This window comes from Agrobacterium tumefaciens, from assembly GCF_013318015.2.
Lineage (GTDB): Bacteria > Pseudomonadota > Alphaproteobacteria > Rhizobiales > Rhizobiaceae > Agrobacterium > Agrobacterium tumefaciens.
This window is the reverse complement of sequence record NZ_CP115842.1, coordinates 1,002,638-1,027,810: the sequence shown is the minus strand read 5'-3', so window position 1 is coordinate 1,027,810 and position 25,173 is coordinate 1,002,638. Positions and strand designations below refer to the sequence as shown.

The 25,173-nt window shown below is 59.8% G+C and carries 17 protein-coding genes; 15 read left to right on the top strand and 2 right to left on the bottom strand.

Translation table 11 applies throughout. The features are described from left to right. The first annotated feature begins 228 nt into the window (after positions 1–228). The 4 genes from G6L97_RS18165 to G6L97_RS18150 all read left to right on the top strand — a co-directional run bounded on the left by G6L97_RS18165 (position 229) and on the right by G6L97_RS18150 (position 6,392). A complete protein-coding gene (locus G6L97_RS18165) occupies positions 229–1,305 on the top strand; it encodes an efflux RND transporter periplasmic adaptor subunit (RefSeq protein WP_025595357.1) in 1,077 nt (358 codons plus the stop codon). Next, positions 1,305–2,390, top strand: a complete 1,086-nt coding sequence (locus G6L97_RS18160) for an efflux RND transporter periplasmic adaptor subunit (RefSeq protein ID WP_019564938.1) — start codon at positions 1,305–1,307, stop codon at positions 2,388–2,390. Before G6L97_RS18165 ends, G6L97_RS18160 begins: the two co-directional genes overlap by 1 nt. Next, positions 2,387–5,458, top strand: a complete 3,072-nt coding sequence (locus tag G6L97_RS18155) for an efflux RND transporter permease subunit (RefSeq protein ID WP_019564937.1) — start codon at positions 2,387–2,389, stop codon at positions 5,456–5,458. Before G6L97_RS18160 ends, G6L97_RS18155 begins: the two co-directional genes overlap by 4 nt. A gap of 217 nt (positions 5,459–5,675) precedes the next feature. Continuing rightward, positions 5,676–6,392 (top strand): FadR/GntR family transcriptional regulator, encoded by a 717-nt coding sequence (locus G6L97_RS18150; protein WP_019564936.1) that lies wholly within the window; start codon positions 5,676–5,678, stop codon positions 6,390–6,392. Here the strand turns inward: G6L97_RS18150 and G6L97_RS18145 are convergent. Beyond that, positions 6,361–7,773, bottom strand: coding sequence for an aspartate ammonia-lyase (locus G6L97_RS18145; RefSeq protein WP_035199700.1), 1,413 nt, complete (start codon positions 7,771–7,773; stop codon positions 6,361–6,363). The genes G6L97_RS18150 and G6L97_RS18145 overlap by 32 nt on opposite strands. 289 nt (positions 7,774–8,062) lie before the next feature. Between G6L97_RS18145 and G6L97_RS18140 the strand changes: the two genes are divergently transcribed. From G6L97_RS18140 to G6L97_RS18095, 10 genes are all read left to right on the top strand, one after another. Beyond that, positions 8,063–9,520 (top strand): amino acid permease, encoded by a 1,458-nt coding sequence (locus G6L97_RS18140; protein ID WP_019564934.1) that lies wholly within the window; start codon positions 8,063–8,065, stop codon positions 9,518–9,520. Further along, a complete protein-coding gene (locus tag G6L97_RS18135) occupies positions 9,517–10,470 on the top strand; it encodes an asparaginase (RefSeq protein ID WP_035199697.1) in 954 nt (317 codons plus the stop codon). Before G6L97_RS18140 ends, G6L97_RS18135 begins: the two co-directional genes overlap by 4 nt. Before the next feature lie 166 nt (positions 10,471–10,636). Then, positions 10,637–10,774, top strand: a complete 138-nt coding sequence (locus tag G6L97_RS18130) for a hypothetical protein (protein ID WP_003497749.1) — start codon at positions 10,637–10,639, stop codon at positions 10,772–10,774. Positions 10,775–10,786: 12 nt separating this feature from the next. Further along, a complete protein-coding gene (gene kdpF, locus G6L97_RS18125; RefSeq protein WP_003511473.1) occupies positions 10,787–10,876 on the top strand; it encodes a K(+)-transporting ATPase subunit F in 90 nt (29 codons plus the stop codon). A gap of 33 nt (positions 10,877–10,909) precedes the next feature. Further along, complete coding sequence (kdpA, locus tag G6L97_RS18120; protein ID WP_035199696.1) at positions 10,910–12,613, top strand: potassium-transporting ATPase subunit KdpA; 1,704 nt, start codon at positions 10,910–10,912, stop codon at positions 12,611–12,613. A gap of 9 nt (positions 12,614–12,622) precedes the next feature. Further along, positions 12,623–12,787: a hypothetical protein gene (locus G6L97_RS18115; protein ID WP_162995269.1), complete on the top strand. Its 165-nt coding sequence runs from the start codon at positions 12,623–12,625 to the stop codon at positions 12,785–12,787. 44 nt (positions 12,788–12,831) lie between these two features. Further along, positions 12,832–14,916, top strand: coding sequence for a potassium-transporting ATPase subunit KdpB (gene kdpB, locus G6L97_RS18110; protein WP_174003502.1), 2,085 nt, complete (start codon positions 12,832–12,834; stop codon positions 14,914–14,916). 11 nt (positions 14,917–14,927) lie between these two features. After that, entirely contained in the window at positions 14,928–15,494 is a 567-nt protein-coding gene (gene kdpC, locus G6L97_RS18105) for a potassium-transporting ATPase subunit KdpC (RefSeq protein ID WP_025595364.1), read from the top strand. 54 nt (positions 15,495–15,548) lie between these two features. Then, positions 15,549–18,251 (top strand): sensor histidine kinase, encoded by a 2,703-nt coding sequence (locus tag G6L97_RS18100; protein WP_019564930.1) that lies wholly within the window; start codon positions 15,549–15,551, stop codon positions 18,249–18,251. Between the two features lie 18 nt (positions 18,252–18,269). Then, on the top strand, positions 18,270–18,959 hold the full coding sequence (locus G6L97_RS18095; protein ID WP_003511468.1) for a response regulator transcription factor: 690 nt from the start codon (positions 18,270–18,272) through the stop codon (positions 18,957–18,959). A 36-nt stretch (positions 18,960–18,995) separates the two neighbouring features. Here G6L97_RS18095 and G6L97_RS18090 read toward each other — a convergent pair whose 3' ends face one another. Further along, on the bottom strand, positions 18,996–20,048 hold the full coding sequence (locus G6L97_RS18090) for a threonine aldolase family protein (protein WP_174003498.1): 1,053 nt from the start codon (positions 20,046–20,048) through the stop codon (positions 18,996–18,998). A gap of 371 nt (positions 20,049–20,419) precedes the next feature. Here G6L97_RS18090 and gltB point away from each other — a divergent pair, with 371 nt between their 5' ends. Beyond that, a complete protein-coding gene (gene gltB, locus G6L97_RS18085) occupies positions 20,420–25,165 on the top strand; it encodes a glutamate synthase large subunit (protein WP_065704450.1) in 4,746 nt (1,581 codons plus the stop codon). The last annotated feature ends 8 nt before the right edge of the window (positions 25,166–25,173 follow it).

The window sequence follows — 25,173 nt, the reverse complement described above, 5'->3', positions numbered from 1 at the left end:
TATAGCACCGGCGTAAAAACCGGAATCGATTTTTACAAGACGTGGTGCGTGGTTCAATATGTCGGCACATCCCCCGATGCGTCCGAGAGGACGCGCCGGGCAATTCGTAATGATCATTCGGGGAGCCCGGTTTGACGTCCGGACGGTTCCCGATCGGCGACACAAGAATTTCATTGACTATTCAGTCAGTCAAATATTATAGGGTGAGGCGAAGATCAAGAGGTCACCATGAAAAGCATTCTTTTAGCAATGGCGGTCGGCGGCATTTTCGCCCTGTCGTCCTGCAGCAACGAAGAGCCGCCTGCTGAAAAGCCGTTGCGTGTCGTCGATGTGGTTGCGGCAGCGAAAAAGCCCGTCGGCCGTGGCAGCGTCATCACCGGTGAAGTAAGGGCACGGGTCCAGACGGACCTTTCCTTTCGGGTGAGCGGCAAGATCACCGAGCGGCTGGTGGATGTGGGTACCCCGGTAAAGGCCGGGCAATTGCTTGCTCGCATCGACCCGGAAGAGCAAAAGGCGGATATCGACGTTGCGGTGGCCAACCTGCAATCTGCCGAAGCGCAGATGACGCAGGCGCAGTTGGCATTCGATCGCCAGCAAAGTCTTTTCAAGACGCAGGTGACTTCGCGCTCCGCGGTCGACAAGGCGCAGGAAACCCTGCTCACCACACAAGGCGCCGTCAGATCGGCGCAGGCCCAGCTGGATACGGCGCGCGATGCGCTTTCCTACACCGAACTCAGGGCCGATGCGGATGGTGTGATCACCGCGCGCAATGTCGAAGTCGGTCAGGTGGCGCAGGCCGCTCAGCTCGTTTTCACGCTGGCGCATGACGGGCCGCGCGATGCGGTATTTGATGTCTACGAATCCCTGTTCCTCGAGCGCGATATCGACAATCTCGTCAATGTCAGCCTCCTGTCGGATCCCGCCCGCGCTGTCGAGGGACCGGTGCGGGAGATTTCCCCGACGATCGATCCCGACAATGGGACGATCCGGGTCAAGGTTGGCCTGAACGGCGATATGACCATGCCGCTCGGAGCACCGGTATCGGGTCATTTCCGCTTCAAGCAGGTGGAGGCGATTGAGCTTCCCTGGTCGGCAATGGCATCGCAGAACGGCCTTCCCGCCGTCTGGGTGGTCGATGCGCAGTCCTCGGAAATCGCCATGCGCCGGGTTGAGGTCTCCGACTATGAGACGGGTCAATTCGTCGTGGCGGAAGGACTTCTTCCCGGCGATCTCGTCGTGACCAGCGGGACCAAATTTCTCCGCACCGGTGAAAAGGTCGCCTATGAAAAGGGGCAGGCACAATAATGTTCAGGATAAACAGAAGCTTGTTTTTGCTGCTTCCGGCGATTGCGGTCTCGTCCTGCCAGGAAAAGCAGGAAGCGCCCGCTGAGGCGCCGCGCCCGGTGCTCTCCGTTGTCGTAGGGGAGACGCGCGCCGATGCGCTGCGGCTGACCGGCACGGTGGAATCGAGAATTCAGACCGATCTCGGCTTTCGTGTTCTCGGCCGGATCATTGCCCGCAATGTCGATGTGGCCGATCTGGTCAAGAAAGGCGATGTGGTGGCCTCGATCGATCCGCTCGCGCTGGAACTTTCGGTAAAGAGCGCCCAATCCGATCTGTCCAACGCCGAAGCGCAACTGGCCAATGCGGTGACGACCGAGCAGCGTCAGCGCGTGCTGGCCGAGGCCCGCAGCGGCACGGAAGCAGCACTTGAAGAGGCCGAGCAGGCCACGCGAACGGCCAATGCCGCCGTCGCCAAAGCCCGTGCAAATCTTGATAAGGCCGAGGAGCAACTGGGCTATACGCAGCTACACGCGGAATTTGACGGCGTGGTGACTGCGACATCCGGTGAAATTGGCCAGGTCGTCTCTGCCGGACAGACGGTCGTGACCATTGCCCGCCCGGAAGTGCGGGATGTTGTGGTCGATGTTCCGCAATTTGCGGCGCAGCGACTTGATATCGGATCGACCTTCGATATCGCCCTGCAACTGGACCCAAAGATACGCACCACCGGCGTGGTGCGTGAGATTGCCCCAGAAGCCGAAACCGCAACACGCACGCGCCGCACGAAAATCAGCCTTCAGGATGCGCCGCCGACATTCCGGCTCGGCTCGGTCGTCACGGCCTCAGCAATTGCCGCCTCCGAATCGCAGATCATGCTCCCCTCGTCGGCCCTGCTGAAAACCGAAGACGGTTGGAGTGTCTGGATCGTCAATACCGATACGGCCACGGTCACCTCGCGCCCGGTCAAAATAGAGGGCGAGCCCGCTGAAGGCGGCAGTGTGCGCATCACCGGCGGCGTCAAGCCCGGCGAACGTGTCGCCAGTGCCGGCGTTCACAAGCTTAAGGATGGTCAAGCCATCAGGATCGATCAGGAGGTCCATCAGTGAAGAAATTCAATCTTTCCGACTGGGCGCTCGAGCACCGTTCGCTCGTCTGGTACTTCATGCTGGTCTTCGTTCTTGCCGGTGTTTTCTCCTATCTCAACCTCGGACGTGAGGAAGATCCGAATTTCACCATCAAGACAATGGTGATCAGCGCGCAATGGCCCGGCGCTTCGGCGGAGGAAGTGGCCAGGCAGGTGACCGACAGGATCGAGAAGAAGCTCGAGGAACTCGACAATCTCGACTATCTGCGCAGCCAGACAGTCGCTGGCAAGACGACGATTTTCGTGGAACTCGTGCCGGAAACCAAAGCCAAGAATGTCGAACCCACCTGGGTGCGCGTGCGCAACATGATCGGCGACATCAAGGGCGACTTCCCCTCGGGCGTTGTCGGCCCGTTCTTCAACGACCGTTTCGGCGATGTTTATGGCAATATCTACGCCTTCACCAGCGACGGTCTCAGCCAGCGGCAATTGCGCGATCTGGTGGAGGACGCGCGTGCCAAGGTTCTGACTGTCGACAATATCGGCAAGGTTGATGTCATCGGCGCGCAAGACGAGGCGATCTATCTGGAGTTTTCCACGCGGCAGATCGCAGCGCTGGGCATCGATCAGCAATCGATTATCAAGACGCTGCAAGCCCAGAATGCTGTCACCCAGTCCGGCTTCGTCAATGCCGGGCCGGAACGTGTTGCGCTGCGTGTCAGCGGCCAGTTCACCTCGGAAGACAGCCTTCGCGCCATCAATCTGCGCGTCAACAACCGGTTCTTCCCGCTGACGGAAGTGGCGACGATCCGGCGCGGTTATGTCGATCCGCCGTCTTCGCTGTTCCGCTTTAACGGGCAACCGGCCATCGGTCTTGCCATAGGCATGAAAACCGGTGCGAACCTCGTGCATTTCGGCGAGGAGCTGGATGCACAGATGAAGCGTATCGTGGCGGACCTGCCTGTTGGCGTCGATGTGCATCGCGTGTCCGATCAGCCGGCCGTGGTCGATGAGGCGGTCTCCGGCTTCACTTCGGCGCTGTTCGAGGCGATCGCAATCGTTCTCGTCATCAGCTTCATCAGCCTCGGATTGCGGGCGGGCATGGTGGTTGCGGTCTCCATACCGCTCGTGCTGGCGATCACCTTCGTCTATATGGAATATACCGGCATTTCGCTGCAACGCATCTCTCTCGGCGCGCTTATCATCGCGCTCGGGCTTCTCGTCGACGATGCTATGATTGCTGTCGAGATGATGGTCGCACGCCTCGAGGTCGGCGATGATCTCAGAAAAGCGGCGACCTATGTTTATACTTCGACGGCATTCCCGATGCTGACCGGTACGCTGGTCACCGTTGCCGGTTTCATTCCCGTCGGCCTCAACAACAGCGCGGCGGGTGAGTTCACATTCACCCTGTTCGTGGTGATCGCCGTTTCGCTGATCGTGTCGTGGATTGTCGCGGTTGTGTTCACGCCACTGCTTGGCGTGGCGATGTTGCCCAAGACGATGAAATCGCACCATGAGAAGAAGGGCCGTTTTGCCTCTGGCTTTTCCTGGCTTCTAGCCCGGGCGCTGCGCTTTCGTTGGGTTACGATCATCCTCACGGTTGCGTTGTTTGCCCTTTCCGTTGGCGGCATGAGCCTCGTGCAGCAGCAGTTCTTCCCGGCTTCTGACCGTGTGGAATTGATCGTAGACTGGAACCTGCCACAGAACAGCTCGATTGCCGAAACCAACCGGCAGATGGCACAGTTCGAGCAGGAAGCGCTGGCGAAAAACCCCGACATCGACCACTGGACGACCTATGTCGGTGAAGGCGCACCACGTTTCATCCTCTCCTTTGACGTGCAGACGCCTGATGTCACCTTCGGCCAGACAATCATCGTCACCAAGGGGCTTGATGTGCGCGACAAGGTGCGCGCTGAGTTGCAGGACTATCTGAACCGGACGTTTACCGGCACCGACGCCTTCGTGAAATTGCTCGACATCGGCCCTCCGGTCGGAAAGCCGGTGCAATATCGCTTGAGCGGTCCGGATATCCAGCATGTCCGCGAACTAGGCCAGCAGCTGGCGGGCATCGTCGGCGAGCATCGGCTGCTGTCCAACATGGTCATGGACTGGAATGAGCCGACGCGGGTGGTCAAGGTCGACGTTTTGCAGGACAAGGCCCGCCAGCTCGGTGTCTCTTCGGAAGACATCGCCAATGCAATGAACAGCATTGTCGAGGGTTCCACCGTGACGCAGGTCAGGGATGATATCTACCTCGTCAATGTGGTGGCGCGTGCGCAGCTGGCGGAGCGCGGCTCCATCGAAACATTGCAGAACCTGCAATTGCCGGCCACGAACGGCAAGGCCGTGCCGCTGTCGGCAATCGCCAATTTCCGCTACGAGCTGGAACAGCCGACCATCTGGCGTCGCGACAGAATTCCGACAGTCACGGTCAAGGCTGCCATCATCGGCCCGACGCAGCCGGCGACGATCGTGGAGCAGTTGAAGCCGAAACTCGAGGCTTTCGAAAAGTCGCTCCCCGTGGGGTACAAGGTGGAAATAGGAGGCTCGGTGGAATCCAGCGCGGATTCGCAGGCGCCAATCGTAGCCGTGGTGCCTCTGATGCTGTTTGCGATGGCAACGATCCTTATGGTTCAGTTGCAGAGCTTCAGCCGGCTGTTTCTTGTCTTTGCCGTTGCTCCGACGGCGCTGATCGGCGTGGTGGCAGCGCTGCTGCTCTCCAACGCGCCGATGGGTTTCGTCGCCATTCTCGGCATATTGGCACTGATCGGTATTCTGATCCGAAACTCGGTCATTCTCGTCGTTCAGATCGAACATCTCAGAAGCGAGGGGGTCTCGGCCTGGCGCGCCGTCATCGAGGCGACCGAGCATCGCATGCGACCGATCATGCTGACGGCTGCGGCGGCAACACTTGCCCTCATCCCCATATCTCGGGAGATATTCTGGGGTCCGATGGCCTATGCCATGATGGGCGGCATCGTGGTTGGCACGGCGCTCACGCTGCTGTTCCTTCCGGCACTCTATGTCGCGTGGTTCCGCATTCCGCGCGAAGATGACAAGCAGGAAGCACAGGAAATCAAGACGTAATTTCCTGTGAGACAGCCACACCCTCGTGATCGCGAGGGTGTGGCGCCGGCAAAGCCACTGTCCCGCTTAAATTCTGCAAATGTGCCCGCCATCGTTGTTCCTTCGGCGCAGATAGTGTTAGGAAGATCGGCTTAGCTGCGGGAGCGGCGCTGTCCTTCAATAGATAAGCGTTTGCTTCTGCGTCGTTGACAGACCAAGGGTGCCGGAGGGTTCAAGGATGGGCGGGTTGTCGGATTGGCTTGCGGACGCAAAGCCGATCAATCGCAAGAATGCCGCAGAAGTGGTGTTCGAAGATATCCGTTCGGCCATCACCTCTGGTCAGCTCGTGGTCGGAACCCGGCTGCCCTCCGAAGCCCATCTGGCGGAAAGATATGGTGTCAGCCGGCCGATCGTGCGCGAGGCGTTGCGATCTCTCCAGACTCTGGGGTTGACGCAGACGCGCACGGGTAGCGGCACCTATGTAATGACCGCCACACCGCCTGCTGAATTGAGTTACGGAGCATATTCCGCCCGTGACCTGATCGAGGCACGCCCCTTCATTGAGGTGCCGGCGGCCGGTTGGGCGGCGCTACGGCGCACGGATGCCCAACTAGAGACCCTGCTCGAACTCTGCGACAGGATGGAGGCTGAGGAAAGGCCGCATCCGTGGGTGCTGCTGGACGGGCAATTTCATTGCGCCATTGCGGAAGCCTCGTCCAATGCACTGTTCGCCAAGGTTGTGGCCGATGCGCGCGAGGCTCTTTCCCAACAGTCCGAGATGGTCAACCTGATGGCTGGCCGGCGCGTTGCATCGAATTTGGAGCACCGCCGGATCGTCGAGGCGATCCGGCGGGGTTCGTCCCCCGATGCGCGCGAAGCGATGGAGCTTCACCTGGGTCAGGTGAAGCAGGTGGTAACGACCATTATTGGAGAAGATCGGGCTCGACACCCGTAAGCGCGGGTAGGTTGGCGAGGTGGCGGGGGCTCAGTGCCTGATGAAGTTGCTCCTCCGTCAGATAGCCGCGCTCCAGCACCACCTGCGGGACGGTGCGGCCGCTGGCCAGCGCCTCCCTTGCGACGTCAGTTGCTGCATAGTATCCGATCAGCGGGTTAAGCGCGGTTGCGAGACCGATCGATTCCTCCACACGCTGTGCCATGATGGCGGGATTGGCGACGATGCCATCGACACAACGTGCCGCCAAAGTCCGGCAAGCGGCGCTCAGCTGGCTGATGCTCTGGGAAAGGGCACGCACCATGATCGGCTCGAAGGCGTTCAGCTGTAGCTGCCCGGCTTCGGCGGCCATTGTGATGGTGATGTCGTTGCCGATTACCGCATAAGCCACCTGATTGACCATTTCGGGAATGACCGGATTGATCTTGCCCGGCATGATGCTGGACCCCGCCTGAACGGAGGGCAGGGTGATTTCGCCGATGCCGGCGCGCGGGCCGGAAGAGAGCAGGCGAAGGTCGTTGCAGGTTTTTGACAGTTTGACGGCGACACGTTTCAACACGCCGGACAGATGCACAAATGCGCCGGGGTCCTGCGTCGCTTCGATCAGGTCGGCGGCCGTCACCAGCGGGCGTCCGGTCAACCGCGCCAGATGCTGGCAGGCAAGCGCCGCATAACCGCGCGGTGCATTGAGCCCGGTGCCGATGGCGGTGGCGCCGAGATTGATCTCGTGCAGCAGGGCTGCGGATTCGATGAGGCGGGCCTGATCCTCGTCCAGCATCACCACGAAAGTGCGGAACTCCTGACCGAGCGTCATCGGCACGGCATCCTGCAATTGCGTCCGTCCCAGCTTGATGAAGCCGGAAAACTCCTGTGCCTTGCGATCGAACGCGTCTTTCAGCACACCCATCGAAGCCGCGAGATCGTCGATCGCTTCGATCATTCCTACATTGACCGCCGTCGGATAAGCATCGTTGGTGGACTGGCTGAGATTGACGTGGTCGTTGGGGTGAAGGTGGGCATAATCGCCTTTCGCGTGGCCGAGCAGTTCAAGTGCCCGGTTGGCGATGACCTCGTTGGCGTTCATGTTGGTGGAAGTGCCAGCACCGCCCTGAATTTCGTCCACGACGAACTGCTCGTGAAGCGCACCCTCACGAATTTCGCGGCAGGCTCTGACGATTGCTTCCATCCGCTCCTGGTCAAGCAAGCCAAGCTCGTGATTGGCGAGGGCGGCGGCCTCCTTCACATAGGCAAGTCCCCTGACGAGATAGGGGTTGTGGCCGATCGTTACGCCGGTGATCTGAAAGTTCTCCACCGCGCGTGCCGTGTGCACGCCCCAATAAACATCTGCCGGAATTTCCTTCGTTCCGAGCAAATCATGCTCCATGCGCGTCACGCCCACTTTTTCCTCCAATAGCTCAAAGCGTTACCAAAATCTGTAAAGCTGTCTTACAGATTTTTCGACCTTAATCCTTCGCCGTACGAAGGTCAATAATGCTTCGATCCCCTTGACGAACGGCATTCTCTGCAATTATGAGGGCAAAAATCTGTCATGCAGCTTTACAGCGATGCATGAGCTTGCTGGCGCTGTATCCAGCGCCGAGCATGCCAGTTCCAATTTTGATTTCCGGCGTATCGCCGACTGCAAAGCAAATTCATTGGGAGGAGAAATATCAATGAAATCTGTAAAAACGGCACCTGCCGAACGCGAGGTCTTCACGGAAGAAGACCTCGGATACCACAAGGCACTTAAACCGCGTCAGATCCAGATGATCGCGATTGGTGGCGCAATTGGCACCGGGCTGTTCCTGGGCGCCGGTGGACGGCTGGCGCAGGCCGGTCCGGCGCTGGTGTTTGTTTATGCGCTTTGCGGCTTCTTTGCGTTTCTGGTGCTGCGTGCACTTGGCGAACTTATCATGCATCGCCCGAGTTCCGGCTCGTTCGTGTCCTATGCCCGCGAGTTCTATGGCGAGAAGATGGCTTTCTTTGCCGGCTGGATGTATTGGTTGAACTGGGCAATGACCTCGGTGGCCGATGTGACCGCCGTTGCGCTCTATATGAACTTCTTCAAGCACTACGTCCCCTGGCTGGCGGGCATCGACCAATGGGTGTTTGCGTTGACGGCACTTCTGGTTGTGCTGGCGATGAACATGCTGTCGGTGAAGGTTTTTGGCGAGCTTGAGTTCTGGTTCAGCCTGATCAAGGTGCTGGCGCTTGCGATCTTCCTCGTCGTTGGCGTCTATTTCGTCATCTTTGGCACGCCCATTGAAGGGCATGTGACAGGCTTCAGCATTATCACCGACAATGGCGGCTTCTTCCCGAACGGCATTCTTCCTGCCTTCGTCATCATTCAGGGGGTAGTGTTCGCTTACGCCTCGATCGAACTGATCGGCACGGCGGCAGGGGAAACCGAAGACCCTCGCAAAGTCATGCCCCGCGCCATCCGCGCCGTGGTGCTGCGCCTCGTGGTGTTTTATGTCGGCTCGGTATTGCTGTTCACGCTGCTTCTGCCTTATACCGCCTATAAGGCTGGCGAGAGCCCCTTCGTTACCTTCTTCGGTTCCATCGGTGTTCAGGGTGCGGATGTGATCATGAACCTTGTGGTGCTAACCGCCGTGCTGTCTTCGCTCAATGCCGGGCTTTATTCTACCGGCCGTATTCTTCATTCGATGGCGGTCTCTGGATCGGCGCCGGCAGCGCTGGCAAAGATGAACAAGGCCGGCGTGCCCTATGGCGGTATTGCGGTGACCGCCGCCGTCACCGTTCTCGGTGTGGCGCTGAACGCCGTCGTGCCAGCTGCGGCCTTCGAAATTGCACTCAACCTGTCGGCGCTCGGCATCATCTGCGCATGGGCCGTCATCGTGCTCTGCCAGCTCAAACTGTGGCAGCTTTCCAGGCGCGGCGAACTCGCCCGCCCGGATTTCCGCATGTTCGGTGCGCCTTACACTGGCATTCTCACACTCGTCTTCCTGTTCGGCGTGCTGGTGCTGATGGCTTTTGATTACCCTGTCGGCTCGTGGACCATCGCTTCGCTGCTGGTCATCATCCCGGCGCTGGTCATCGGCTGGTATATGCTGCGCGACCGTATCCACCGTCTGGCCGGCGAACGTGCAGGCGCGGGAGCGTCGCATTGAGCGGGCATGGTGAAGCTCCATTGGTGGCGGTCATCGCCACCGGTGGTACCATCGCCAGCAGGCGCGGCGCCGATGGCGCCAGCACACCAAGCCTTTCGGGTGAAGACCTGCTTGCACTGGTTCCGCAAATCAACGCGAGGCTGAAGCCGGTCGATCTGATGGCGAAGGATTCCTCCAGCCTGACATTGGCCGACATGCAGCGCATCAGCGATGCGGTAGGCGTGGAGCTCAATGATCCCGCTGTCACCGGTGTCGTCGTTCTGCATGGAACCGATGCGATGGAAGAATCCTCGCTGCTCGTGCATTTGCAGCATGCCACCACCAAGCCGGTTGTCTTCACCGGCGCACAGTTTACGGCCGACCATCCGAATGCGGACGGGCCGTCCAATCTGGCCGCGGCCATAGAAACGGCGCTTGATCAGACGAATGCCGAACGCGGCGTGCTTTTATCCTTCGGCGGCAGATGTCTGCCGGCATGGGGGCTGTACAAGCTGAGCGCGGATGCGGCGGATGCGTTCCGCTCTGCGCGGCCGGCGGCCCATGCCGCAGCGCTGGAGCTTGCTGCGCCCCTCGCCGATCTGCGGGTTGATATCGTTGCCATTTATCCCGGTTGTGATGCCGCCCATATCGAGGCAAGCCTGCAGGCCGGTGCGGATGGGATCGTGCTTGCCGCACTTGGCTCCGGCAACGCCAATCCGGGCATCGCTGTGGCGGTGAAGCGCTGTGCCGAGCGAGGCGTTCCCGTCGTCGTCTCCAGCAGGGTCCCGGAAGGACTGCTGGTGGCGAGTTACGGCGGTGGCGGCGGTGGTCACGATCTGGTCGCGGCCGGTGCCATCCATTCGTCAACGCTGCGCCCCGGACAGGCGCGTATACTGCTTGCGGCGCTGATTGCCGCCAACAGCCCGGCGGAAAAGATCGTTTCCGCGTTCAAAGACGGCTCGCTCTCTTAAGCATCGGCTGCAATGCCCGCATTGGCGGGCATCGAAATTCCTATGAGATTCCTATTTTATTCCATCTGCCGCCGTCTCGAACCTTTATGCGGTTCGGGTGCATTCTTCTGTGCGGGAAGGGATGGTGTTTCTTCCCAGCCAGAAAGAATGAAAAGCGACGTCCCACATGACGGCGCTTTTCTTCCTGTCCGGCTCCTCGGTTAAAAAAGGAGTCCCATCGATGATGGACGTTATTCTGATCGGTGCAGCCACGGTGTTTTTCGCGCTTTGCTTTGCCTATACGCGCGCCTGCGACCGGCTTTAGGCGGAGGTCGAGATGTTATTCGATTATGTTTTGAGCGGTGCCGTCACCGTCTTTATCGCCGCCTACCTCACCTATGCTCTCATTCGCCCCGAACGCTTCTGATCGGGAAGCGGCGGCTATTGAAAGTTCAATACCATGACCCTCAATGGATGGTTTCAGATCCTGCTTTTCTGCGGGATCGTTGTCGCGCTGGTGAAGCCTCTCGGCTTCTATATGGCGCGAGTCTTCAATGGCGAACGCACCCTGCTTTCGCCGGTTCTCGCACCCGTCGAGCGCGGCCTTTATGCCCTTGCCGGGACAAGCGAGCGCGAAGAACAGCACTGGACGACCTATGCGTTTTCCATGCTCCTCTTCAACCTCTTCGGTTTTGCCCTGCTCTACGCCCTGATGCGCTTTCAGGGTATGTTGCCATATAATCCGGAAGGAATGGCAGCAGTCGGGCCGGAACTGTCTTTCAACACGGCAGTCAGCTTCGTCACCAATACCAACTGGCAGAATTATGGTGGCGAAAGCACCATGTCCTATCTGACCCAGATGGCTGGTTTCACCGTGCAGAACTTTGTTTCTGCCGCGACGGGCATGGCGATTGCAATCGGGCTAATCCGCGCCTTCGCGCGCGCTTCCGGCAAGGCCATCGGCAATTTCTGGGTGGATATGGTGCGCTCGACGCTCTACATCCTGCTGCCTGCCTGTATCGTGCTTACCCTGGTTTACGTATGGCTCGGCGTGCCGCAGACGCTTGGCGCTTATGTCGGTGCCCAGACGCTTGAAGGCGCGCGGCAGACGATCGCAGTCGGCCCGGTAGCGTCGCAGCTGGCGATCAAGATGCTCGGCACCAATGGCGGCGGTTTCTTCAATGCCAATTCCGCGCATCCGTTCGAAAACCCTGATGCCATCTCCAACATGATCCAGATGGTGTCGATCTTCGCGATCGGTGCTGCCTTCACCAACGTCTTCGGCCGTATGGTCGGCAACACCCGTCAGGGCTGGGCAATCCTTGCTGCCATGGGTGTTCTGTTCATCGCCGGTGTTGCAGTGACCTATTGGGCGGAAGCGGCCGGAAATCCGCTTATGCACAGCTTCGGCCTTGCCGGAAGCAACATGGAAGGCAAGGAAGCTCGCTTCGGCGTGGCACTCTCGTCGCTCTTTGCGGTCATCACCACCGCTGCCTCCTGCGGTGCGGTCAACGCCATGCATGGCAGCTTCACGGCGCTCGGTGGTCTCATTCCGCTCATCAACATGCAACTGGGTGAGGTAATCGTCGGCGGCGTTGGCGCGGGTTTCTATGGCATTCTTCTCTTCATCATCATCGCCATTTTCGTGGCGGGGCTGATGGTCGGGCGCACGCCGGAGTATCTCGGCAAGAAGATAGAGGCCAAGGAGATGAAGATGGCGGTTCTGGCCATTCTCTGCCTGCCGCTCGCCATGCTGGTTTTCACAGCCACCGCCACCATCCTGCCCTCGGCGGTCGCGTCGGTCGGCACAGCCGGACCGCACGGGTTCTCCGAGATTCTTTATGCCTATACCTCGGCTGCTGCCAATAACGGCTCTGCCTTCGGCGGCCTCACGGGCAACACGACCTGGTACAACATCACGCTTGGTTTTGGCATGTTGATGGGACGTTTTCTGGTGATCATCCCGGCGTTGGCGATTGCCGGCTCGCTGGTTACCAAAAAGACCGTTCCGGCATCAGCCGGCACCTTCCCCACGGACGGCCCGCTCTTCGTCGGTCTGCTCGTCGGCACGATCGTGGTCGTCGGTGGCCTCACCTTCCTGCCGGCCCTGGCGCTTGGTCCGGTCGTGGAACATCTGGTCATGGCCACCGGCCAGGTATTTTGAGGTGGTGCCATGACGAAGGATACTCCCCGACGTAACCGCACCCTTCCTGTCCGCACTGGCGCTCCTGTTCACGGGAGCGCCGGCCCGGGCGGCTGGTGCGCATCCAATCTCATTCTTGCAATGATGGCGGCTCTGTTCGCCGCCGTCTGCGCTCTCGAAGTTCTCACGGGCTGATCGACCCTCATCGGTCGCCCTGTTTCAAACGCTGGAGTCTCTTCATGAGCCAGTCCAAACAAGCGAGCATCCTTGATTCTCGCATTCTCGTTCCGGCAATTGCCGACGCATTCAAAAAGCTCAATCCGCGCACGCTTGCGCGCAATCCGGTCATGTTTGTCGTGGCAACGGTATCGGTGCTGACTACCGTGCTGTTCGTTCGCGATCTCATCATCGGCAATGCAAATCTCGGCTTTTCCTTCCAGATCAATCTATGGCTTTGGTTCACCGTTCTCTTCGCCAATTTCGCCGAGGCCGTAGCCGAAGGGCGCGGCAAGGCGCAGGCGGATTCGCTGCGGAAAACCCGCACGGAAACCCAGGCGAAACTTCTGACCGGTGATGATCGTAGCCAATATACGATGGTAGCCGGCGCTGGCCTCAAGGTGAACGATGTCGTTCTCGTCGAGGCTGGCGACATCATTCCGTCCGACGGTGAAGTCATCGAAGGTGTTGCCTCAGTCAATGAAGCGGCAATAACGGGCGAATCCGCCCCTGTTATCCGCGAATCCGGCGGCGATCGCTCGGCTGTCACCGGTGGTACGCAGGTGCTGTCGGACTGGATAAGGGTTCGCATCACCGCTGCTGCCGGCTCCACCTTCCTCGACCGGATGATTTCGCTCGTTGAAGGCGCCGAGCGCCAGAAGACGCCGAACGAAATCGCGCTCAACATTCTGCTTGCGGGCATGACGCTCATCTTCGTTCTGGCCACCGCGACCATTCCGAGCTTTGCGGCCTATGCCGGTGGCTCCATCCCGATCATCGTGCTGGTGGCGCTGTTTGTGACGCTCATCCCGACGACCATCGGCGCTCTCTTGTCGGCGATCGGCATTGCCGGCATGGACAGGCTGGTGCGTTTCAACGTGCTTGCCATGTCCGGCCGCGCGGTGGAAGCCGCCGGCGACGTCGACACGCTGCTGCTCGACAAGACCGGCACGATAACGCTCGGCAACCGCCAGGCAACCGAATTCCGCCCCGTCACCGGTGTTTCCGAACAGGAACTGGCCGATGCGGCGCAGCTTGCATCGCTTGCCGACGAAACGCCGGAAGGCCGTTCCATCGTCGTTCTCGCCAAGGAAAAATACGGCATCCGTGCCCGCGACATGCAGAAACTGCACGCCACTTTCGTGCCCTTCACCGCCCAGACCCGCATGAGCGGTGTGGATTTCGAAGGCTCTTCCATTCGCAAGGGGGCTGTCGATGCCGTTCTTTCCTATGTCGATGGCGGTGTTACGCAGCAAGGCAATACGGCGCTTGCCGTTAAAACCGAAACGGATGTAACGGGCGACATCCGCACGATCGCGGAAGAGATAGCCAAGACAGGCGGCACACCGCTTGCCGTCGTGCGCGACGGAAAGCTGCTCGGCGTCGTGCAGCTGAAGGATATCGTCAAGGGCGGCATTCGCGAGCGCTTCGCCGAACTTCGCCGCATGGGCATCCGCACGGTGATGATCACCGGCGACAATCCCATGACGGCCGCTGCCATCGCGGCGGAAGCAGGGGTGGACGATTTCCTCGCCCAGGCGACCCCGGAAAACAAGCTGGAGCTTATCCGCGAGGAACAGGCCAAGGGCAAGCTCGTCGCCATGTGCGGTGACGGCACGAACGATGCGCCCGCACTGGCGCAGGCCGATGTGGGTGTCGCCATGAACACCGGCACGGTCGCAGCGCGCGAGGCTGGCAACATGGTCGATCTCGACAGCGATCCGACCAAGCTCATCGAAATCGTCGAAATCGGCAAGCAATTGCTGATGACGCGCGGCGCGCTAACCACATTCTCCATCGCCAACGACATCGCCAAATATTTCGCCATCATCCCGGCAATGTTCCTGGCCTTCTATCCGCAGCTTGGCGTGCTGAATGTCATGGGTCTTTCGACACCGCAAAGTGCGATCCTGTCTGCCATCATCTTCAACGCGCTCATCATCATCGCGCTCATCCCGCTCTCGCTGAAGGGCGTCAAATACCGCCCGATCGGGGCCGGGGCGCTGCTGTCGCGCAATCTGGTCATCTATGGTCTGGGCGGCATTATCGTGCCCTTCATCGGCATCAAGGCCATTGACCTCGCCATTACGGCGCTTGGTCTCGCCTGAGGAGTATGGAAATGTTGAAACAGCTACGTCCCGCACTGGTGCTGATCCTTGCCACCACCGCAATCACCGGCCTTGCCTATCCTCTTGGAATGACGGGCCTTGCACAGGCTATCTTTCCCTTCCAGGCAAATGGCAGTCTGATCGAGAAGAATGGGACTGTTGTCGGGTCGCAATTGATAGGGCAGGCCTTCACCGGCGAGAAATATTTCCACGGCAGGCCGTCAGCTGCCGGCGACGGCTACAATGCCGCGTCGTCTTCCGGCTCCAACCTGGGACCGACGAGCGCAAAGCTTATCGACCGGGTGAAGCAGGACTACGAGGCTGCTAAAGCCGAAAATTCGGCAGCCGAGGTTCCCATTGATCTGGTGACGGCATCGGGCAGCGGTCTTGACCCGCATGTGTCGCCTGAGGCCGCCTATTTTCAGGTCTCGCGTGTCGCCAAGGCAAGGGGCATGAACGAAGCGTCACTGCGCGCCGTCGTCGACGCCCATGTGGAGGCGCCTGAATTGGGCTTCATGGGCGAGCCCGTTGTAAATGTGCTGGCTCTCAACATGGCTCTTGACGCAGCCGGCTCATGAACTGAAATGGCTATGGCTTCTTTGGAAGCCATAGCTTGTCCACTGGTGAGTTAAATGCCTGACGATAATCGTGATATGCCGAGCAGACCATCGCCGGATGCGCTGCTTGAAAACGCCCGGCGCGAGGCGCGAGGGCGGCTGAAGATTTTTCTGGGCGCAGCTCCCGGTGTCGGCAAGACCTATGAAATGCTGATGTCTGGCCGGGCAAAACTCGCAGATGGTGTCGATACCATTATCGGTGTCGTGGAAACGCATGGCCGCAAGGAAACCGAAACACTTGTGCAGGGTTTCGAGATCATTGCGCGCCGGAACATTGATTATCGCGGCCAGTCGCTGAACGAGATGGATCTCGACGCCATTCTCGCCCGTCGACCGGCGCTGGTTCTGGTCGATGAGCTGGCCCACACCAATGCGGCCGGCAGCCGGCATCCCAAGCGCTATATGGATGTTCAGGAAATTCTCGCGCAGGGCATCGATGTCTATACGACATTGAACATTCAGCATGTGGAAAGCCTGAACGATGTGGTGGCGCAGATCACCCGTATCCGCGTGCGCGAAACGGTGCCGGACAGCATCATTGACCGGGCTGACGATGTTGAGATCATCGATATCACCCCCGACGATCTGATCAAGCGCCTGCAGGACGGCAAGGTCTATATGCCCCGCACCGCGCGGCGCGCCATCGAGAACTATTTTTCGCGCGGCAATCTGACGGCCCTGCGCGAGCTTGCGCTACGGCGCACAGCGCAACGGGTGGACGAGCAATTGCTCAACCACATGCAGTCGCACGCCATCTCCGGGCCGTGGGCTGCGGGAGACCGTGTTCTGGTCTGTCTGGACCACGGCGGCAACGGCCCCGGTCTGGTGCGTTATGCCCGTAGGCAGGCCGATCGCCTGCGCGCGCCGTGGACGGCACTGCATCTGGACACGCCTCGCTCTCAGCAATTGTCGGAGGCGGAGAAGGATCGGCTGGCCGGCACCATGCGGCTCGCGCAGCAGTTGGGCGGCGAGACAGTAACACTGCCGGCGCTCGACCTGACGCACGAAATCATATCCTATGCCAACGCCAATAACTTCACCCACATCATCATCGGCCGTCCCAGAAGGTCGTGGTGGCAGAGAATTCTGCAGCGTTCGCTGACGCATGATTTGATAGACCATGCCGGCGATATCAGCGTGCATGTCATTTCCGGCGACAAAAACGCGGAGAAGCCGGTCCAGACCGTGAAGCCGGCAACGGCTCAATCGCGGTTTTCGATACTGCCCTATCTCAACAGCACCCTGTTTGTCGGACTGGCAATCGTAGCCGGCATCGTACTTGACCAAGCCCTTGATGTTCAAAATCTGGCGCTGGTGTTCCTGATGGCGGTTTTTGCGGCGGCCGTGCGCGGAGGGCTGGGGCCTGGCCTTTATGCTTCCCTGCTTGGTGCCTTTGCGTTCAATTTTTTCTTTCTTGAACCGCGTTATACCCTGACTGTCCGCGATCCCGAAAGCGTTGTGGCGCTGCTGTTCTATCTCGGTGTGGCGCTTGTCGCCTCAAATCTGACTGCGGCGGTGCAGCGGCAGGCCGCAGCTGCACGGATGCGTGCGCGAACCACGGAAGATTTGTACCTTTTTTCCAAAAAACTCGCGGTTACCGGCACGCTGGATGACGTATTGTGGGCAACCGCGTTCCAGATGGCGTCGATGCTGAAAGTCAGGGTCGTCCTGCTTCTGCCCGAAAACAATTCGATCACCGTCAAGGCGGGCTATCCGCCCGATGACACGCTCGTGGATGCGGACATTGCGGCCGCTCACTGGGCCTGGGAACATAACAAGGCTGCAGGCCGGGGCGCCGATACGCTCCCGGGTGCCAAACGCCTTTATCTGCCGCTGCGCACCGGCAGCGGCGCCGTCGGGGTGGTGGGGCTGGACGACGACCGGCTTGGCCCGCTTTTCACACCTGAGCAGCAGCGGCTTTTCGATGCGCTGGCGGATCAGGCGGCACTTGCCATCGAGCGCATCCAGCTGGTTTCGGATGTCGATCGGGCAAGGCTTGCGGCGGAAACCGACCGGCTGCGCACCGCGCTTTTGACCTCCATCTCCCACGACCTGAAAACGCCACTCGCCGCCATTCTGGGTTCCGCCGGAACGCTGAAGGATTTCGCCGACGACATTCCGCTCGAGGCGCGCACCGAACTGCTTCTAACCATCGTCGAGGAATCCGAACGGCTGAACCGCTTCATTTCCAACCTGCTCGATATGACGAGGATCGGTTCGGGCGCGATGGAGCCGAATTACGGATTGCACTTTGTTGGCGATATGGTCGGAACAGCGCTTTCACGCGCGGCGAAAATAATTGTCAGGCACGAGATCGTTCTGGACATTCCCTCCGATCTGCCGATGCTGAAGGTCGATCCGGTGCTTTTTGAGCAGGTTCTGTTCAATCTGATCGACAATGCCGCCAAATACGCGCCCGAACAAACCCTAATCCAGATTCGCGGGTGGCGGCAGGGCAGACATGTCTTCCTGTCCGTTGCCGACGAGGGGCCGGGTATTCCCCCTGATGATACCGAGCGGGTGTTCGACAGTTTCTACCGTGTGCGCAAGGCGGACCATGTGCAGGCCGGGACCGGCCTCGGGCTCTCCATCTGCAAGGGGTTTATCGAGGCCATGGGTGGATCTATCCGCGCTGAAAACAGATCAGGTCGCACGGGCGCGCAATTTACCATAAGCCTGCCCGTTCCCGCCGAAGTGCCGGTGCTGAATCATGACTAGGGCTGAAGGAGATCGGCAATGACCAATTCCGCCGTTCGCATTCTGATCGTCGACGATGAACCGCCGATCCGCAAACTTTTGCGGGTCGGTCTCTCGACGCAGGACTATGCGGTCAGCGAGGCGATGAATGCCCGCGTCGCGATGGAGTTGATGAACGAGGACAAGCCCGATCTCGTGGTCCTTGATCTCGGTCTTCCGGATATGTCGGGACACGAGCTTCTGGAGAAATGGCGGGGCGAGGGACTTTCCCTACCCGTCATCATTCTTTCCAGCCGCACTGACGAGGCGGGTATCGTCAAGGCACTGGAGCTGGGTGCCGACGATTACATCACCAAGCCTTTCGGCATGAACGAGCTTGTTGCCCGCATTCGTGTCGCCCTGCGCCATCGCCTTCAGAGCCAGGGTGAGAGACCGGTGTTTCATACCGGCGATCTTTCGGTCGATCTCGTCAGACGCATCGTCAAGGTGGAGGACCGGGAGGTGAAACTCTCGCCCAAGGAATATGATATTCTGCGGGTCCTGGTCCAGCATGCGGGCAAGGTGCTGACGCACCGTTTCCTGCTGGAGCATGTGTGGGACGAGTTGACCGACGTGCAATATTTGCGCGTTTACGTACGCCAGCTTCGCCAGAAGATCGAAAAAATTCCGGATCAGCCGCGCTATATCCTTACGGAAACTGGTGTCGGCTACCGGCTGCAGGAGGTTTGAGGGCGCCGTTAAGAAACGGCGCCCCCGAATGTTTTGTCAGACGGCGGCGCAGATCGACAGGAATTCGTCGACATCAGCCTCGGTCGTTGCGAAGCTGGTGACCATGCGGATCAGCACCTCGTCCTTTCCGACCTTTTCCGGCATATCGCGGGGCACCAGCCAGTCGTAGAACTTCGCGCCTTTCTCCGTTGCCGCTTCAGCGGCGGCTTTCGGCAGAATGGCGAAAACCTCGTTTGCAGTGGTTGGCCATGCCAGACGGGCACTGTTAAGCGAGGCGAAGCCGGCCCGCAGCCGATTGGCCATGGCATTGGCGTGGCTTGCGAGACCCAACCAGAGACCGTCCTGCAGATAGGCTTCGAATTGTGCGGCGATGAAGCGCGACTTCGAAAAAAGCTGGGCGGTGCGCTTGCGCAGGAAGGCGAAGTCTTTGGCGAGCGCGGGGTCGAAAAACACGATCGCTTCCGCGCACCAGCAGCCGTTTTTCGTGCCACCGAAAGAGAGCACATCAACGCCGCGTTTCCAGGTCATTTCGGCGGGCGTGGTGCCGAGTGCGGCAAGCGCATTGGCAAAGCGCGCGCCGTCCATATGCAGCGGCAGGCCGTTCTCCTTGGCGATTTTGGCAATCGCGTCGATTTCATCGAGCGTATAGACAGTACCGGCCTCGGTTGCCTGTGTCATCGTAACCGCTGCGGCGCGTCCGTGATGAACGGCGTCCTGCGGATAGCGCGAAATGCGCTCGATCAGATTTTCCGGCAGCATTTTGCCGTTCGGTCCCTCGACGGCAACCATGCGCATGCCGGAGAAGAAATCCGGCGCTCCACATTCATCCTCGATCACATGGGCTTCGGAATGACAGAAGGTCAGGCCGCCGGGGCGGGCAATGCTTGCCAGCGAAAGAGAATTGGCCGCCGTACCTGTGGCGACGAAAAACACCGCCACTTCGCGTTCGAATATTTCATTGAAGCGCTTTTCTATGGAAAGGTCGAGGGCGCTGGTGCCATAGGCAGCCGCAAATCGGGTGGATTCCCGCGAAAGGCGCTCGTTGATGGCAGGGTGGGCGCCGGCCCAGTTGTCTGAGGCAAAAAACATCTCTGAAAGCTTTCCGATGGCTGTTGTGCTGGTGTTGGGAATGCGTTGACGATGATCCGCAAAGTTCTAGGACCTAACCTCGCGGTTGGCAAATCCGGCAATGAAAGCAACGGCCCGAAGCGTTTTGTGACAAGAAAGTTTCGCGCAATGGGTCAGTATCGAAACTTCGCTGCAAATCGGCACTGCGACTAATTGGATTCGCACCCTTGCTAAACCCGCGGGTTTCTGCCAAAATTCTCTCGAATTGAGACAGCTTTGCTGTCCTAAATTTGGTCGAGCCGGATTGAATGCGGATTTTTCGGAAAGCGAAATTCGTGTCGAGCCGGATCTTCGCATGAAACCATGCAAGTAATTTTGCAGGAGGGACGAAAATGACAAACAAGCTGCAGGCAGACAACGTCGCCGCAACCCTGACCACAGACTGTCCCACCGCGGCTGCGGCCGCACCCGTTTCTGCGAAGGGGCGTTTCGCGGGCGGCCTGCCGGAAAAGCAGGGTCTTTACGATCCGCGCAATGAGCACGATGCCTGCGGCGTCGGCTTTGTTGCCCATATGAAGGGTCAGAAGTCGCACCAGATCGTCAAGGACGGCCTGTTCATTCTTGAAAACCTGACGCATCGCGGTGCTGTCGGCGCTGATCCGCTGATGGGCGATGGTGCGGGCATTCTCGTGCAGATCCCCGACCGCTTTTTCCGCGAGGAAATGGCGAGCCAGGGTGTGACGCTGCCGAAAGCTGGCGAATATGCCGTTGGCCACATCTTCATGCCGCGCGATCCGTCCCGTATCGATCACTACAAGAAGGTCATTGTCGACGTGATCGGCGAGGAGGGACAGCAGTTCCTCGGCTTCCGCGACGTGCCAGTCGACAATTCTTCCCTTTCCAAGGCACCCGATATCGCTGGCACCGAACCGCACCATGTTCAGGTTTTCATCGGCGCCGGCCGCGATGCGGCGACCAATCATGACTTCGAGCGCAAGCTGTTCCTGATCCGCAAGGTTCTCTCCAACCGCATCTACGACGAGGGCGGCGGCAAGGAAACGCAGGATTTCTATCCCGTCTCGCTGTCCTCCTCCACCATCGTCTACAAGGGCATGTTCCTCGCCTATCAGGTTGGGGCCTATTACAAGGATCTGGCGGACCCGCGTTTCGAATCCGCGGTTGCGCTGGTGCACCAGCGTTTCTCCACCAACACCTTCCCGTCCTGGAAGCTCGCGCATCCCTATCGCATGGTCGCCCATAACGGCGAGATCAACACGCTGCGCGGCAACGTGAACTGGATGGCGGCGCGTCAGGCGTCTGTTTCGTCGGCGCTGTTCGGTGACGATATCTCCAAGCTCTGGCCGATTTCCTATGAAGGCCAGTCGGACACCGCCTGCTTCGACAACGCGCTCGAATTCCTCGTGCGCGGCGGTTACTCCATGGCCCATGCCGTGATGATGCTGATCCCGGAAGCCTGGTCGGGCAACTTGTCCATGTCGGCTGAACGCAAGGCTTTCTACGAATATCATGCCGCGCTTATGGAGCCGTGGGACGGCCCGGCCGCCGTTGCCTTCACCGATGGCAAGCAGATCGGCGCAACCCTCGACCGTAACGGTTTGCGCCCGGCGCGCTATCTCGTCACCGACGACGACCGCGTCATCATGGCGTCGGAAGCCGGCACGCTGCCGGTTCCGGAAGAACGCATCATCAAGAAGTGGCGTTTGCAGCCCGGCAAGATGCTGCTGATCGACATGGAAAAGGGCTCGATCATTTCCGACGAGGACGTGAAGCACGAGCTTGCTGCCAAGCACCCCTATCGCACCTGGCTAGACCGCACCCAGCTCATTCTTGAGGATCTGAAGCCGGTGGAGCCACGGGCGCTGCGGCGTGACGTGTCGTTGCTCGATCGCCAGCAGGCCTTCGGTTACACCAGCGAAGATACCAAGCTCCTGATGTCGCCGATGGCAACAACGGGCCAGGAAGCCATCGGCTCGATGGGTACCGATACGCCGATTTCGGCCATGTCGGACAAGTCCAAGCTGCTTTACACCTATTTCAAGCAGAACTTCGCGCAGGTGACCAACCCGCCGATCGATCCGATCCGCGAAGAACTGGTGATGAGCCTCGTTTCGTTCATTGGCCCACGCCCGAACCTTCTCGATCACGAGGGTGCGGCCCGTGCCAAGCGTCTGGAAGTGCGCCAGCCGATCCTCACCAATGGCGATCTGGAAAAGATCCGCTCCATCGGCCACACCGAAGACCGTTTCGATACCAAGACGCTCGACTTCACCTATGATGTGGAGCGCGGCGCCGAAGGCATGCCTGACATGCTCGACCGCCTGTGCGAGCGGGCTGAATCCGCTGTTCGCGGTGGTTACAACATCATCGTTCTGTCCGACCGCCAGCTCGGCCCGGACCGGATTGCGATCCCCGCGCTGCTGGCGACGGCTGCTGTGCATCACCACCTGATCCGCAAGGGTCTGCGCACCTCGGTCGGCCTCGTCGTTGAAACCGGCGAACCGCGCGAAATCCATCATTTCTGTCTGCTCGCTGGCTATGGCGCGGAGGCGATCAACCCCTACCTCGCCTTCGACACGCTGCTCGACATGCACAAGCACGGCGCCTTCCCGAAGGAAGTGTCGGACGACGAAGTCGTCTATCGCTACATCAAGGCGGTGGGTAAGGGCATCCTCAAGGTCATGTCCAAGATGGGCATTTCCACCTACCAGTCCTATTGCGGCGCGCAGATTTTCGACGCCATCGGCCTGTCGTCGGAATTCGTCGAGAAGTATTTCTTCGGCACCGCCACCTCCATCGAGGGCGTGGGTCTGACCGAGATCGCCGAAGAAACCGTAACGCGCCACACAGCGGCTTTCGGCAAGGATCCGATCCTTGCCAACACGCTCGATATCGGCGGCGAATATGCCTATCGCATGCGCGGCGAAAGCCACGCCTGGACGCCGGATGCCGTCGCCTCGCTGCAACACGCCGTGCGCGGCAACAGCCAGGAGCGCTACCGTGAATTTGCCGACATGGTGAATGAGACGGCGCTGCGCATGAACACCATTCGCGGCCTGTTCAAGGTCAAATCGGCGGAAGCGCTCGGCCGCAAGCCGGTTTCCATCGACGACGTCGAACCGGCGGTCGATATCGTCAAGCGCTTCTCGACTGGCGCCATGTCCTTCGGCTCGATCAGCCGCGAGGCGCATACCACGCTTGCGATTGCGATGAACCGCATCGGCGGCAAGTCCAACACCGGCGAAGGCGGCGAAGAATCCGACCGTTACATGCCGCTTCTGAACGGCAAGCCGAACCCCGAGCGTTCCGCCATCAAGCAGATCGCATCCGGCCGCTTTGGTGTTACGACGGAATATCTCGTCAATGCCGACATGTTGCAGATCAAGGTCGCGCAGGGTGCCAAGCCCGGCGAAGGCGGCCAGCTGCCCGGCCACAAGGTGGATGCCACGGTTGCAAAAACCCGTCACTCCACGCCGGGCGTCGGCCTCATTTCGCCGCCGCCACACCACGATATCTACTCCATCGAAGATCTGGCGCAGCTGATCTACGACCTGAAGAACGTCAACCCGGAAGCAGATGTTTCTGTGAAGCTCGTGTCGGAAGTGGGCGTTGGCACGGTTGCGGCGGGTGTCGCCAAGGCGCGCGCCGACCATATCACCATCGCCGGTTTCGATGGCGGCACCGGTGCTTCGCCGCTGACGTCGCTGAAGCATGCCGGTTCGCCTTGGGAAATCGGCCTTGCCGAAACCCAGCAGACGCTGGTGCTGAACGGCCTTCGTTCGCGCATCGCGCTGCAGGTGGATGGTGGTCTGAAGACCGGCCGCGACGTCATCATCGGCGCGCTGCTTGGTGCGGATGAATTCGGCTTTGCCACCGCGCCGCTGATTGCTGCGGGCTGCATCATGATGCGCAAGTGCCATCTGAACACCTGCCCCGTCGGCGTCGCAACGCAGGACCCGGTTCTGCGCAAGCGCTTCAAGGGCACGCCGGAACACGTCATCAACTACTTCTTCTTCGTGGCTGAAGAAGTGCGCGAAATACTCGCCTCGCTTGGCGTTACCAAGCTGGACGAGATCATCGGCGCTTCCGAACTTCTCGAAAAGGATGAGATGCTGGCGCACTGGAAGGCCAAGGGTCTGGATTTCAGCCGCATCTTCCACAAGGTAGAGGCTCCCAAGGAGGCAACTTTATGGACCGAGCGTCAGAAGCACCCGATCGACGATATTCTCGATCGCAAGCTGATCGAGAAGTCGCTACCGTCGCTGGAAAACCGCGAGCCTGTCGTTTTCGAAGTGCCGATCAAGAACGTCGACCGTTCCGCCGGTGCCATGCTGTCAGGCGCGCTTGCCAAGCGCTGGGGCCATAAGGGTCTGAAGGACGATACGATCCACGTGACGCTGCGCGGCACGGCTGGTCAGTCCTTCGGCGCGTTTCTCGCTCGCGGCATCACCTTCGATCTGGTGGGTGACGGCAACGACTATGTCGGCAAGGGTCTTTCGGGTGGCCGCATCATCGTGCGCCCGCCGGAAAACACCCGTATCGTCGCTGAAAACTCGATCATTGTCGGCAACACCGTTCTTTACGGCGCCATCACCGGCGAGTGCTATTTCCGTGGTGTTGCGGGTGAGCGCTTTGCAGTGCGCAACTCCGGCGCGGTCGCGGTTGTCGAAGGTGTCGGCGACCACGGTTGCGAATATATGACGGGCGGTATTGTCGTGGTGCTCGGCGAGACGGGCCGCAACTTCGCGGCCGGCATGTCCGGTGGCGTGGCTTACGTTCTCGACGAGAAGGGCGATTTCGCCACCCGCTGCAACATGGCCATGGTCGAGCTGGAGCCGGTTCCGGAAGAGGACGACATGCTCGAGAAGCTGCACCATCACGGTGGCGACCTCATGCACAAGGGACGCGTTGACGTATCCGAGGACATGACGCGTCACGACGAGGAGCGGCTCTACCAGCTGATTTCCAATCACTTCCACTACACCAACTCTGCACGCGCCAAGGATATACTCGACCGCTGGAGCGAGTTCCGTCCGAAATTCCGCAAGGTCATGCCGGTCGAATACCGTCGTGCGCTTGAGGAAATGGAGCGCATGCGTATGGGCGTCGCGGCGGAATAATCCGCCGC